The organism is Xylophilus sp. PBN-3R, assembly GCF_057747805.1.
The window spans coordinates 3,202,231-3,214,094 of the sequence record NZ_CM173225.1 but is presented as its reverse complement, the minus strand read 5'-3'; the positions used below and the strand labels follow the sequence as shown (position 1 = coordinate 3,214,094).

The window sequence follows — 11,864 nt, the reverse complement described above, 5'->3', positions numbered from 1 at the left end:
ACAGGGTGGCACCGCGCCTTTCTTCTAGACGATGAAGGCTTGCTGGGCGCTGCGGGATGCAGCATCCAGCGCTTCGAAAAAGGCGGCGCCCGGATTTTCGATCCAGGCGCCGTCCTGCCGCGCCATCAGTCCGGGGCCGTGCAGGTGCAGCACGAATGCCGGCTCCTGGCCGGCCATGAACGCGGCGTGGCTGCCGATGGACAGCACCTGGTTCTGGTCGCGGAAGCAGAAGTGCCGGCCCGTCGGGTCCTGCGGGTTGAAGAGCGGCACACCCTCACCCTGCATCAGCCTGGCGCGCACGTTGTCGACCCGGGCCCGGTTCTGCAGGTCCTGCCGGCGCTGCAGGGTGCCGATCCGGATGAAAGCCGGTTCGATGGGCTCGGGACGATCCAGCAGAACGGAGAGCGGGCCCGCAGAGCCGGCAGGTCTTGCCGCCGCGGCCGTTCCGGTGGAGTCGGCGGTGGCGTTTCGGACGGTGGCCGTACCGGAAACCGGCACGGCGCCGAAAGCGTGTTCCAGAATTTTCGAGAGGGGTGGAAGTTGCACCATCGAAGTCCTCCTGTGGGTCGAGACGCAACTTTTGACGGCATGGCGGAGATTTCGTGCGCAGAAAACGAACGGCTGTTTCAGCGTTACGAAGGAAATGAGCGTAGTCCGTGGGCATCCTTGACGTTGATGGGACAATCGCCCCTCCATGGATGAGTCCCGCAGTTCCCTTTTCTCGGCAGATAAAGCCGACACGCCTTCGGCCCTGGCCGCCGCCATCGCCGCGGCCGCTGCTGCCGGGCATTTCGACGAACTGCGCGGCAACGCCGACGCCGAACGTGGCGGTCCGCTGTCGTCTGACTGGTCGCGTTTCTTCGATCTGCTGGGCGAGCCCGGACTGGACGACCTGGACCGGCGCATGGCCAACCTGCGCCGCCAGATCCGCGACAACGGTGTCACCTACAACGTCTACGCGGACGAATCGACCGGCTCGCAACGGCCCTGGGCCGTCGACCTTTTCCCGCTGATCATCGAACCCGAAGCGTGGCAGCGCATCAGCACGGGCGTGCTCCAGCGGGTGCGTGTGCTCGACCGTGTGATGGCCGACATGTATGGCGAACAGCGCCTGCTGGCCAGCGGACTGCTGCCGCCGGCGCTGGTGCACGGCCATCCGGGTTTCCTGCGCGAGATGCAGGGCGCCCAGCCGAAGGGCACCTTGCTGCACATCGCGGCGTTCGATCTTGCGCGCGGGCCGGACGGACATTGGTGGGTGGTGTCGCAGCGTACCCAGGCGCCTTCCGGCCTGGGTTACCTGCTCGAGAACCGTCTGGCCATTTCGCGCCAGTTCCCTGAGGCCTTCGAAGCCATGCAGGTGCAGCGCCTGGCCAGCACCTACGGCGCCCTGGTCGAAAGCCTCAAGCGCAGCAGCCCGGCGGGCAACGACGCACTGATCGCGTTGCTGACGCCCGGCCCGTACAACGAAACCTATTTCGAACACGCCTATCTGGCGCGTTACCTGGGCCTCACCCTGGTCGAAGGCAGCGACCTGACGGTGCGCGACGACCGGCTCTACCTCAAGACCCTGCAAGGCCTGAAGCCGGTGCACGGTCTGCTCAAGCGGGTGGACGACGAATTTCTCGATCCGCTGGAACTGCGGTCCGATTCGACGCTCGGCGTGCCCGGCCTGCTGCAGGCGGTGCGTGCCGGCAATGTGCTGCTGGCCAATGCACCGGGTTCGGCTTTTCTGGAGTCGCCGGCGTTGCTGGGTTTCCTTCCGGCGCTGGCGCGTCACCTGCTGGGCGAAGAGCTTTCGCTGCCGGCGCTGCCCACCTGGTGGTGCGGCGAACGTGCGGCTCGCGGCGCCGCCATGGCACGCATGGCCGACTGCGTGATCAAGCCCACCTATCCGGCATCGCCCTGGCACGACTCCTTCGAGGCGGTACTGGGCGGCAGCCTGTCGCAGCGCGGCCGCGACGAATGGACCGGCCGCATCATGCGCAGCAGTGACGAACACACGCTGCAAGAGCAGTTGCCGCTGTCGCAGATGCCGACCTGGCAGCAGTCGCTGGGCGAAAGCGGACACATTTCCCAGCGTTCTTTGCTGCTGCGTGTCTTCGCCGTGTCCGACGGCCCGGGCAGCTGGCGGGTGCTTCCCGGCGGCATGGCGCGGGTGGTGGGCGATGGCACGGGCGCCAACAGCGCCTTCGCCTCGATGCAGCGCGGCGGCAGCAGTGCCGATGTCTGGGTGCTGGCGCCCGGCGAAGTCGACACCACCACACTGCTGCAGAGCACACCCACGCCCGAAACCATCAGCCGGCGTGTGCGCCTGGTCACCAGCCGTGCGGCCGAAAATCTGTTCTGGCTGGGCCGTTACACCGAACGTGCCGAGAACAACGTGCGGCTGGCTCGGCTGGTCCTGCAATCGCTCAACGGGGACGACCAGTCGTCACAACCGCTGCTGGCCTGGCTGTCGGCCGCCGCCGTCGACAACGGACTGGTGCTTTCCAAGGTGCCGACCGCACTGCAGGCGCGCCGGGTGTTCGAGCGCAGCCTCATCTCCGGCCTGGCGAGCGAGGATTCGTGCAGCGTGGGCCACAACCTGCGTTCACTGCGGCTGGCCGCGGCCGGTGTACGCGAGCGACTCGCGCAGGAGCACTGGAGCACCATCGTGCATGCCGAGGAAGACTTCTTTCGGCGCTGCTCCGCCTACGAGGGCGAGGAAACCGGCCTGCCGGTCGATGCGTTGCGCATCCTCGAATCCGCCAGCGGCCATCTCGCTGCCATCACCGGCGGACAGACCGACCGCATGACCCGCGACGACGGCTGGCGCCTGCTGTCGATCGGCCGCCATATCGAACGCCTGGGTTTCCTGTCTTCTGCGTTGCAGCTGGCGCTGGACACTGGCGCCCTGTTCGACGAAGCCGGCTTCGAAGGCGTGCTGGCGCTGTTCGACAGCACCATCACCTTCCACGCGCAATACCAGCAGACACGTGAAGTCGCCGCGCTGGTCGACCTGCTGGTGATCGACCGCGACAACCCGCGTTCTTTGGGCTGGGGCGCACAGCTGCTGCGCGGACGGCTGTCGCGGCTGTCCGGGGGCAGGGCCGGCGACACCGGAGCGCTCAGCCTGTCGGTGCCCAATCCGGACCTTTGGGAACTCGGCGCCCTGTGCCGCGTCGGCACCGACAAGACGGGCATATCGCCTCAATTGCCTCAGTTGCTGCAGCTGTGTTCCGACTGCGCCTACAGCCTGTCGGACGCCATCAGCGCACTGTATTTCACACATTCCACCGACGCCCGCCACAGCATCGGCACCTGAATGAAACTCCGCATCCTCCACGAGACCGTCTACGCCTACGCGCCGGCGGTGGACACGGCGCAGCACATCGTCCACCTCAAGCCGCGCGACACCGCCAGCCAGACCCTGCTGAGCCACACGCTCGATGTGACGCCCTTTCCGGCTGCGCGTTCCGAACGGGTCGATGCCTGGGGCAATGCACGCAGTTTCTTCGCTCTGCAGACGGCCCATGAAGAACTGCGGGTGATCGCCGAAAGCACCGTGCTCACCCAGGTCCCGGCGCCGATGCCCATCGACGGCGGTGCGGCCTGGGAAGCGGTGCGCGAACGTTTTCGCTACCGTGCCGGCACCACCTGGGACCGCGCGGCCGAATTCGTCTTCGCATCCGAATACGTGCCTTTCCATGATGACTTCGCCGCGTATGCGCGGCCGGTGTTCACTCCCGGAATGCCGGTGCTGCAGGCCGCCGACGCGCTGATGCGGCGCATCCACGCCGACTTCCAGTACGAAAGCGAAAGCACCGACGTCGGCACGCCTGCAGTCGAGGCGCTGGCCCAGCGCAAGGGCGTCTGCCAGGATTTCGCCCACATCATGATCGGCTGCATGCGTTCTCTGGGTTTGCCGGCGCGGTATGTCAGCGGTTATCTGCTGACGGTGCCGCCGCCCGGCCAACCGCGGCTGGTCGGCAGCGATGCATCGCATGCCTGGGTGTCGGTCTACGCCCCGCCGGCCGACGACGTCACGGCGCCCGGCGCCTGGCACGATTTCGACCCGACCAACGACCGGGTGCCGGGCGAGGACTATGTCACCATCGCCTTCGGCCGTGACTTCGGCGACGTTTCCCCCATGCGCGGACTGCTGCATGGCGGCGGCGAACACACCCTCGACGTAGGTGTCACGGTCGAACCTCTCGAATGAACCGGCCCGGCGCCGGTTTCCTGATTTCTTGAACCCCTAGGATTTTCCATGAGCGTCTACGACAAACTGCGCGCCCTCGACATCACCCTGCCGCCCCTGGCTCCGCCGGCTGCCGCCTATGTGCCCTTCGTGCGCACCGGCAACCTGGTTTTCCTTTCGGGCCACATCGCCCGCAAGGACGGCAAACCCTGGGTGGGCAAGCTGGGTGAGCAGATCGGTGTCGACGAGGGCAAGCTGGCCGCCCGTTCGGTCGCCGTCGACCTGCTGGGCACGCTGCAGGCGGCGGTGGGCGACCTGGACCAGGTCACCCGCATCGTCAAGGTGATGAGCCTCGTGAACTCCGGCCCCGACTTCATCGAGCAGCATGTGGTGACCAACGGCGCCAGCGAACTGCTGGCGCAGGTCTTCGGCGACAAGGGCGCCCATGCCCGCAGCGCCTTCGGCGTGGCTCAGTTGCCGCTGGGCACATGCGTCGAGATCGAGCTCATCGCCGAGGTGGCTCCGGGCCTCTGATCCCGCGACGGTTCAATAAGCGCTGGCCTGGTCGAGCTCGGCCAGGGCTCGCGCATCGAGCTTGAGTTCAGCCGCCTGAACCAGTTCTTTCAGTTGTGCAACCGTGGTGGCGCTGGCGATAGGGGCGGAGATGCCCGGTTGAACCATCTGCCAGGCCAGTGCGACCTGGCCCTGCGTGGCACCGACCCGGGCAGACACGGAATCCAGCGCGGCCAGAATCTTCAGTCCCCTTGCATCCAGGTACTTCTTGACGATGTTGGCACCCCGCACGCTCTTGCCTGCATCGGCCTCGCTGCGGTATTTGCCGGTCAGAAAACCAGACGCCAGCGCATAAAAGTTGATCACGCCGATACCGCGCTCGACGCACAACGGCTGCAGGTCTTTTTCGTAGGGCTCCCGCTCGTGCAGGTTGAACAGCGGCTGCAGGGTTTCGTAGCGCGTGATGCCCAGCTTTTCGCTGGTGTCCAGCGCCAGCTTGAAGCGGTCGGCAGCGTAATTGGAAGCACCCACCGCCCGCACCTTGCCGGCCTTGACCAGGTCGTCGAAGGCGCCCATCACGTCTTCCACCGGCACATTGGCGTCATCGTCGTGCGACTGGTACAGGTCGATGTGGTCGGTCTTCAGCCGGGTCAGCGATGCATCCACCGCCTGTCGGATGTATTTGGGATGCAGGCCGACCTTGTCGCCGCCCATCGGTTTGCCGACCTTGGTCGCCAGCACCACCTTGTTGCGGCGGCCGCCCTTGGCCAGCCAGCGTCCGATGATGGTTTCCGACTCGCCGCCGCTGTGGCCCGGCACCCAGGTCGAATACATGTCGGCGGTGTCGATGAAGTTCATGCCCAGGTCCAGCCAGGCGTCGAGCAGGCGGTGCGAGGTATCTTCGTCGACCGTCCAGCCGAAGACATTGCAGCCGAAAGCGAGGGGCGAGACCTGAAGGCCGGAGCGGCCGAGCGTACGGAATTCCATGGGCAGCGGTTCCTGTCAAAAAGCCAAAATCGTGATTCTGGTCATGTCGGGCCTCGTCGGTGTCAGACCAGGCCGAAAGCCCCCGCCACCGCACCGGCACCCAGCAACCACAGCAGGTGGATGCGGGTCCGCCAGACCAGCAACGCGCTGATGGCGGCCACCACCCAGGCGCCCACCGGATTGTGTTCGCCTGCACCGTTGCGCACCAGGATCCAGCCGGTGGCCAGCAACAGTCCGATGACGATGGGGCCCATGCCCTGCTTGAAAGCCCGTACCGAAAGCCGATGCCGGTTGCGTTGGCCCCATCGGCAGGCGGTGTAGGTGATGAGACTGCTGGGCAGCAGGATGGCGACCATCATGGTCAGCAGGCCGCAGACGCCCAGCAGCCAGGCATGCGGACCGGCGCCGAGTCCGCCGCCGGCATTGACGCCGACGTTCCAGCCCATCAGCGCGACGAAAAGCACGTTGGGGCCAGGAGCGGCCTGGGCGATGGTGATGGAGGTGCTGAACTGCATGTCCGTCAGCCAGTGATGCTGGTCGACCAGGAAACGGTGCATGTCGGGCACGGTTCCGATGGCGCCGCTGACGGACAACAGCGAAAGCAGGGCGAACTGGCCGAACAGGGCCAGCCAGTCGGCGAAGGCGAGGTGGATGGTCATGGTGTGCGGCTGTTCAGGGCTTGAGTTTCTTCCAGGTCAGCACACAGGAAAGCCCGCCGACCACGATCAGCACTGCCATCAGCGGCACACGAATCAGCGCGATCGCGATGAAGCAGACAAGGGCCAGTCCCAGGCAGAACGGCACGCCGAGCGGATGCTTGCGCAAGGCGGCGATCAGCTTGAGCCCGGTCGCCATGATGAGTCCGGCCGCCACCGCCGACATGGCGCGCAATGCGCCGGCCACCTGGGGGTGGCTCTGGAAGCGGCTGTAGACCAGGCCGAGGCCCAGCACGATGAACAGCGGCACGGTGAGCAGGCCGACCAGCGTGACGACGGCGCCGCGCCAGCCGAAGAAGCGGTCGCCGAGGATCAGCCCGAGGTTGATGACGTTCGGGCCGGGCATCACCTGGGCGACGGCCCATTCCTCGATGAATTCTTCGGCGGTCATCCAGCGTTTTCGTTCGACCAGTTCGCGCTGGACCACCGCCAGCACCCCGCCGAAACCCTGCAATGCCAGCCAGTTGAAGGCCAGGAACAATTCCATCAGGGTCCGCGGACCGGGCCTGGATGCCGGCGGCACCGCTGTCGTTTCGATCGTCTGGATGGAGGCTGTGGGAGGTGGAGCGGGCATCGTCTGATTATCGGGATAAGGGCTTGATCTGGTTGCATTCAGTTGCAGCTTGGTATGTATCGCCGCACAAGATGATCCGGTTATCGCGTTCGACATACCAGAGGTTTCTCCATGCAAAACACCCGTCGCCTTGCCCTGGGCCTGATCGCCGCCGCCACCCTGGTGGTCGCCGGTTGCGCCGCCGTTACATCCAACACCGCTACCATGCAGGCACGTCTGTCGCCGCAGTCCGAAGTGCCGCCGACGGTCTCCATGGGCCAGGGCAATGCACAGGTCTGGCTCAACAAGGACACCGGCGGCCTGCGCTGGAAGGTCGATTATTCGGGCCTGAGCGGCCCCGCGACCATGGCGCATTTCCACGGTCCGGCCGATCCCGGCGTGAATGCCGGCGTGGTGGTTCCCGTCAAGGGCGCGATCCCGCTGCAGACCTTCGAGGGCGAGGCCAGCATCACCCCAGCGCAGGTGCAGGACCTGTTGGCGGGCAAGTGGTACTTCAACATCCACACCGCCAAGTATCCGGGCGGGGAAATCCGCGGCCAGGTCGTCCTGGTCCGCTGACCCGAGGTCGCTTTCACAAAAGCCGTGGTCCACAGACCACGGCTTTTGTCCTTTCGGAACCCGAGAAATAGGGAGAAAGCCTAAAATCGCCGGTTCCCCCCGAAAGACCCGATGAACGCCCCCGTTGACGTTTCCTTTTTCGCGCGCGCCGCAAAACCGATCACCAGCTACCGCAAGTACTGGGCGCAACGGTTCGGCACCGCCAAGTTCCTCCCGACCAGTCGCGAGGAAATGGCCGCGCTCGGCTGGGACAGCTGCGACATCATCGTGGTCAGCGGCGACGCCTATGTCGACCACCCCAGCTTCGGCATGTCGGTCATCGGCCGGGTGCTGGAGGACCAGGGTTTCCGTGTCGGCATCATCTGCCAGCCGGACTGGCAAAGCGCCGAACCCTTCCGCGCACTGGGCAAGCCCAACCTGTTCTTCGGGGTGACGGCCGGCAACATGGATTCGATGATCAACCGGTACACGGCCGATCGGAAGATTCGCAGCGACGACGCCTACACCCCTGGCGACGTCGGCGGCGCCCGGCCCGACCGCGCCGCCATCGTCTATTCGCAGCGCTGCCGCGAAGCCTATAACGACGTGCCCATCGTATTGGGCGGCATCGAAGGCAGCCTGCGCCGCATCGCCCATTACGACTACTGGTCCGACAAGGTGCGCCGCAGCGTGGTGGTCGATGCCAAGAGCGACCTGCTGTTGTATGGCAATGCCGAACGCGCCGTGGTCGAAATCGCCCACCGCCTGGCGGCCCGCGAGCCCGTCGAGAACATCACCGATGTACGTGGCACGGCGTTCGTGCGCCGCCACCGGCCCGAGGACACCTGGTTCGAGATCGACTCGACCGAGGTCGACCAACCAGGTCGTGTCGAGGCGCACGTCAATCCTTACCTGATGGTTTCGGAGCAGGCCAGGGAGCAGGGCGCAAGCTGTGCCCGCGAAGACGAAGCCCAGGCCGTGGCCCAGGCGGCGCAGCAGGGCGTTGTCACCATGCCCGTCCTGCCGAAGGCGGCCAGGCCGGCCGACCCGGCGGTCAAGCCGATGAATTTCGTGGCCAATCCTTCTGTCAAGCTGAAGGTTCCGGCACGTGACCGCAGCGTGATCCGCCTGCCCAGCTATGAAGCGGTACGCGCCGATCCGGTGCTGTACGCCCACGCCAACCGCGTGCTGCACCTCGAGACCAACCCGGGTAACGCCCGGGCGCTTGTGCAGGCGCATGGCGACGGTCCTACCGGACGCGATGTGTGGATCAACCCACCACCGATCCCGCTGACCACGGCCGAGATGGACCACGTGTTCGGCCTGCCATACGCCCGCAGCCCGCACCCGCGTTATGCCGACGAGAACGGCAGCCATGACGGCGTCACCAAGATTCCCGCCTGGGAAATGATCCGCTTCAGCGTGAACATCATGCGCGGCTGCTTTGGCGGCTGCACCTTCTGCTCGATCACCGAGCACGAGGGCCGCATCATCCAGAGTCGATCGGAAGAATCCATCATTCGTGAGGTCGAGGACATCCGCGACAAGGTGGCAGGTTTCACCGGCGTCATTTCCGACCTGGGCGGGCCGACCGCCAACATGTACCGCCTGGGCTGCAAGTCGCCCGAGATCGAAGCCGCCTGCCGCAAGCCGAGCTGCGTGTATCCGGGAATCTGCAGCAACCTGCACACCGATCACGCACCCCTCGTCAAGATTTACCGCCGTGCGCGTTCGCTGCGCGGCATCAAGAAAATCCTGATCGGTTCCGGCCTGCGTTACGACCTGGCGGTGCAGAGCCCTGAATACGTCAAGGAGCTGGTCCAGCACCACGTCGGCGGTTATCTCAAGATCGCTCCGGAGCACACCGAGGGCGGGCCGCTGTCCAAGATGATGAAGCCGGGCATCGGCAGCTACGACAAGTTCAAGCAGATGTTCGAGAAGTTCTCGGCAGAAGCAGGCAAGAAGCAATATCTCATTCCTTACTTCATCGCGGCCCACCCGGGTACCAGCGACGAAGACATGATGAACCTGGCGCTCTGGCTGAAACGAAACGGTTTCCGCGCGGACCAGGTGCAGACCTTCTACCCGAGCCCCATGGCCACCGCCACCGCGATGTACCACAGCGGAAAGAACCCGCTGCGCAAGGTCGGTCGCGAAAGCGAGACCGTGGACATCGTGCGGGGTGAACGTCGGCGCCGCCTGCACAAGGCGTTCCTGCGTTATCACGATGCCAAGAACTGGCCCCTGCTGCGCGAGGCGTTGAAAACCATGGGCCGGGCCGACCTGATCGGCAACGGCAAACATCATCTGATTCCGACTTTCCAGCCGTTGACGGACGACGGGTATCAAAGCGCACGGCGCAAGAATTCGACTCCGGCGACGGCTCAGAAGACGGGTGCTTCCGCGCCGCCGCGTCCTGGTCGCCTGCTGACCCAGCACACCGGGCTTCCGCCGCGAGACAACGGTTCCGGCCCGCGCAAGAAGCCGTCTGCACGCCGCTGACCCGCGTCATGGCGCCATTCGCAAACGCATACATGAGCGCTTGTGGATGGCCGCAGAATGTCTCGATCTTTTCCACAAGGAGCGCGAGACATGAACCAACCCGGAAACCCTGAATTCCCCCCCGCCGACCCAGGCGCCGAAGACATCGACGAAGAACTGCTGGACGAGCAGGATCCGCCGGCGCCCGGTGAAGGCCTGGTCGAACCTGCCGGTGTTCCCTTCGATGAAGAAGGGGAACGAGTGGTCCAGCCCGAGCCCGTCGGCGACTGAGCCGTTTGGCTTACAAATGCAAAAAGCCCCCGGCCATGACGGCCGGGGGCTTTTTGTCTGTGGAGTTTGGGCCTGGACGCTTAATCGCGCGAGCCGCCGAGCCGGCCCCACAGGAAACCCACGGACAGTGCCAGCACCACTGCAGCCACCGGATTGTTCCGGATGACATTACGCGGGGCCTCGACGGCTTCGTCGAGGCAGGCATGCGCGCGGTCGAAGGCATCCTGGGCGCACTGTGCGGCGCGATCCACGGTGTCGTGGGCCGATGCCGCAGCCTTGCCGACGGTGCCATCGGGATCGATGCTGTGGTTGGCGAAAAGGCTGGCGTCCTGGTTGTCTTCGATGCTCATGCTCTGGGCTCCTTTAAAGAATTACTGAGGGTTTTTCTTGACGCCCTGGGCGTCGAGACCTTGGTCGCGCGGTGCCGGCGGCAGCTTGGAACCAATCTTTTCGCCGGTGTGTTCCACGGCGTCGTGCGTCTTGTGGGCACCCTTGGAAACAGCGTGTCCTGCTCGTTTAGCCGTACGCTTGGTTGCGTCTTCGGCGCGCTGGAATGTGCCTTCACCCTTTGCTGCCGGCGCGGTCGAGGTCTGGGCGGAAGCCGAGAACGACAATGCTGCAGCGCCCAGTGCCAGGGCGGTGGAAACGATTCTGACGCGGGAGTTTGTTTTCATGATGTGATCTCCGGATAAGGAGTCCACAGTATGTCGAGGCAAAAGCCCTCTGGCCCGCTTTCGTCAGACAAATGGATGCGATCCTACAAACCGTTCGGACGCTGCACCACAAGCATGGGAAGCATGCCGGGCCTCTAGATGAAACGCGGACTTTACTTATGCACAAACGGGTTGATGCCGATTCCGGAATTGGCGTGCCCGCAGCTTTCGAGAAGCTGTTCGCGCTCGGAGGCGAGGTGATCTGAAAGGGTGCTTCGGCTGGCGGTGGCCAGCATTTCTTTGGTGGCCTCGACAACATCCGGCGCACACCGGTTCAGCGCCTCTGCCAGCAGCATCGCATCCTGCAGCGCAGACCCCGGCGTGCTGAGCCGGTTGATGATGCCCAGTGCGTGCAGCCGTTCGGCTGGCAATTCGGTTCCGAGTAGCGCGACCTCGAGGACCATGCTTAGCGGCATCGACCGGACCAGATGCCAGGTGGCGCCGCCGCCGGGGGTCAACCCGATAGCGCCGTTAGGCATCGAAAAAACGGCGTCACGGGCTGCGACGATCATGTCGCAGGCCAATGCGAGCGAAAACCCCGCTCCTGCGGCCATACCCTCGACCGCCGCGACCACGGGCTTCGGAAACGTATTGACGGTTTCGACGAAAAGATGGAAGGCGTCGACAGAATCGGCCTGCAGTTGTCGTGGCTCGCTAAGGTTATCCCGCAATCGTTGCAAATCGGGACCGGCCGAGAATGTGTTCCCGGCGCCGACCACCACCACCGTTCGGATATCCTGATTGTCTCCGGCGGCGTTCAAAGCCTCGACTCCTGCCGCATAGACACCGGTATCCATCGCATTGCGAGACTGCGGGTTGTGCAGGGTCAGAACCATGGTCTGACCTTGTGAATGACTTCTGAGTTCTGCGGG

13 protein-coding genes are annotated in these 11,864 nt (G+C 65.0%); 6 read left to right on the top strand and 7 right to left on the bottom strand.

Going from position 1 to position 11,864, the window contains the following annotated elements; translation table 11 throughout:
- Positions 1–24 precede the first annotated feature (24 nt).
- Positions 25–549 (bottom strand): hypothetical protein, encoded by a 525-nt coding sequence (locus AC3ANW_RS15265; RefSeq protein WP_488341695.1) that lies wholly within the window; start codon positions 547–549, stop codon positions 25–27.
- Between the two features lie 145 nt (positions 550–694).
- Between AC3ANW_RS15265 and AC3ANW_RS15260 the strand changes: the two genes are divergently transcribed.
- The 3 genes from AC3ANW_RS15260 to AC3ANW_RS15250 are packed head-to-tail and all read left to right on the top strand — an operon-like array spanning position 695 to position 4,714.
- On the top strand, positions 695–3,304 hold the full coding sequence (locus tag AC3ANW_RS15260) for a circularly permuted type 2 ATP-grasp protein (protein WP_488341694.1): 2,610 nt from the start codon (positions 695–697) through the stop codon (positions 3,302–3,304).
- Positions 3,305–4,201, top strand: coding sequence for a transglutaminase family protein (locus AC3ANW_RS15255; RefSeq protein ID WP_488341693.1), 897 nt, complete (start codon positions 3,305–3,307; stop codon positions 4,199–4,201).
- Positions 4,202–4,249: 48 nt separating this feature from the next.
- Complete coding sequence (locus AC3ANW_RS15250) at positions 4,250–4,714, top strand: RidA family protein (protein ID WP_488341692.1); 465 nt, start codon at positions 4,250–4,252, stop codon at positions 4,712–4,714.
- Between the two features lie 12 nt (positions 4,715–4,726).
- Here AC3ANW_RS15250 and AC3ANW_RS15245 read toward each other — a convergent pair whose 3' ends face one another.
- The 3 genes from AC3ANW_RS15245 to AC3ANW_RS15235 all read right to left on the bottom strand — a co-directional run bounded on the left by AC3ANW_RS15245 (position 4,727) and on the right by AC3ANW_RS15235 (position 6,970).
- A complete protein-coding gene (locus tag AC3ANW_RS15245) occupies positions 4,727–5,680 on the bottom strand; it encodes an aldo/keto reductase (RefSeq protein WP_488341691.1) in 954 nt (317 codons plus the stop codon).
- 62 nt (positions 5,681–5,742) lie between these two features.
- The gene (locus AC3ANW_RS15240; RefSeq protein WP_488341690.1) at positions 5,743–6,339 is read right to left on the bottom strand and encodes a chromate transporter; all 597 of its coding nucleotides are present in this window, start codon (positions 6,337–6,339) and stop codon (positions 5,743–5,745) included.
- 13 nt (positions 6,340–6,352) lie between these two features.
- Entirely contained in the window at positions 6,353–6,970 is a 618-nt protein-coding gene (locus AC3ANW_RS15235; protein WP_488341689.1) for a chromate transporter, read from the bottom strand.
- Positions 6,971–7,081: 111 nt separating this feature from the next.
- On the opposite strand from AC3ANW_RS15235, the gene AC3ANW_RS15230 reads away from it, so the two are divergent.
- The 3 genes from AC3ANW_RS15230 to AC3ANW_RS15220 all read left to right on the top strand — a co-directional run bounded on the left by AC3ANW_RS15230 (position 7,082) and on the right by AC3ANW_RS15220 (position 10,279).
- Entirely contained in the window at positions 7,082–7,528 is a 447-nt protein-coding gene (locus AC3ANW_RS15230) for a CHRD domain-containing protein (protein WP_488341688.1), read from the top strand.
- 111 nt (positions 7,529–7,639) lie between these two features.
- Positions 7,640–10,009, top strand: a complete 2,370-nt coding sequence (locus AC3ANW_RS15225) for a YgiQ family radical SAM protein (RefSeq protein ID WP_488341687.1) — start codon at positions 7,640–7,642, stop codon at positions 10,007–10,009.
- Between the two features lie 90 nt (positions 10,010–10,099).
- The gene (locus tag AC3ANW_RS15220; protein WP_488341686.1) at positions 10,100–10,279 is read left to right on the top strand and encodes a hypothetical protein; all 180 of its coding nucleotides are present in this window, start codon (positions 10,100–10,102) and stop codon (positions 10,277–10,279) included.
- An 80-nt stretch (positions 10,280–10,359) separates the two neighbouring features.
- Here AC3ANW_RS15220 and AC3ANW_RS15215 read toward each other — a convergent pair whose 3' ends face one another.
- The 3 genes from AC3ANW_RS15215 to AC3ANW_RS15205 all read right to left on the bottom strand — a co-directional run bounded on the left by AC3ANW_RS15215 (position 10,360) and on the right by AC3ANW_RS15205 (position 11,828).
- Positions 10,360–10,629 carry a hypothetical protein gene (locus tag AC3ANW_RS15215; protein ID WP_488341685.1) on the bottom strand — a complete coding sequence of 90 codons (270 nt, stop codon included), beginning with the start codon at positions 10,627–10,629 and terminating at the stop codon, positions 10,360–10,362.
- Positions 10,630–10,650: 21 nt separating this feature from the next.
- The gene (locus AC3ANW_RS15210; protein WP_488341684.1) at positions 10,651–10,953 is read right to left on the bottom strand and encodes a hypothetical protein; all 303 of its coding nucleotides are present in this window, start codon (positions 10,951–10,953) and stop codon (positions 10,651–10,653) included.
- A gap of 152 nt (positions 10,954–11,105) precedes the next feature.
- Positions 11,106–11,828: an enoyl-CoA hydratase family protein gene (locus AC3ANW_RS15205; protein ID WP_488341683.1), complete on the bottom strand. Its 723-nt coding sequence runs from the start codon at positions 11,826–11,828 to the stop codon at positions 11,106–11,108.
- Between the last annotated feature and the right edge of the window lie 36 nt (positions 11,829–11,864).

What these genes read in the sequence shown, in the direction of transcription:
- AC3ANW_RS15265 (WP_488341695.1), bottom strand. Translation starts at nt 549, where the DNA reads ATGGTGCAACTTCCACCCCTCTCGAAAATTCTGGAACACGCTTTCGGC.
- AC3ANW_RS15260 (WP_488341694.1), top strand. Translation starts at nt 695, where the DNA reads ATGGATGAGTCCCGCAGTTCCCTTTTCTCGGCAGATAAAGCCGACACG.
- AC3ANW_RS15255 (WP_488341693.1), top strand. Translation starts at nt 3,305, where the DNA reads ATGAAACTCCGCATCCTCCACGAGACCGTCTACGCCTACGCGCCGGCG.
- AC3ANW_RS15250 (WP_488341692.1), top strand. Translation starts at nt 4,250, where the DNA reads ATGAGCGTCTACGACAAACTGCGCGCCCTCGACATCACCCTGCCGCCC.
- AC3ANW_RS15245 (WP_488341691.1), bottom strand. Translation starts at nt 5,680, where the DNA reads ATGGAATTCCGTACGCTCGGCCGCTCCGGCCTTCAGGTCTCGCCCCTC.
- AC3ANW_RS15240 (WP_488341690.1), bottom strand. Translation starts at nt 6,339, where the DNA reads ATGACCATCCACCTCGCCTTCGCCGACTGGCTGGCCCTGTTCGGCCAG.
- AC3ANW_RS15235 (WP_488341689.1), bottom strand. Translation starts at nt 6,970, where the DNA reads ATGCCCGCTCCACCTCCCACAGCCTCCATCCAGACGATCGAAACGACA.
- AC3ANW_RS15230 (WP_488341688.1), top strand. Translation starts at nt 7,082, where the DNA reads ATGCAAAACACCCGTCGCCTTGCCCTGGGCCTGATCGCCGCCGCCACC.
- AC3ANW_RS15225 (WP_488341687.1), top strand. Translation starts at nt 7,640, where the DNA reads ATGAACGCCCCCGTTGACGTTTCCTTTTTCGCGCGCGCCGCAAAACCG.
- AC3ANW_RS15220 (WP_488341686.1), top strand. Translation starts at nt 10,100, where the DNA reads ATGAACCAACCCGGAAACCCTGAATTCCCCCCCGCCGACCCAGGCGCC.
- AC3ANW_RS15215 (WP_488341685.1), bottom strand. Translation starts at nt 10,629, where the DNA reads ATGAGCATCGAAGACAACCAGGACGCCAGCCTTTTCGCCAACCACAGC.
- AC3ANW_RS15210 (WP_488341684.1), bottom strand. Translation starts at nt 10,953, where the DNA reads ATGAAAACAAACTCCCGCGTCAGAATCGTTTCCACCGCCCTGGCACTG.
- AC3ANW_RS15205 (WP_488341683.1), bottom strand. Translation starts at nt 11,828, where the DNA reads ATGGTTCTGACCCTGCACAACCCGCAGTCTCGCAATGCGATGGATACC.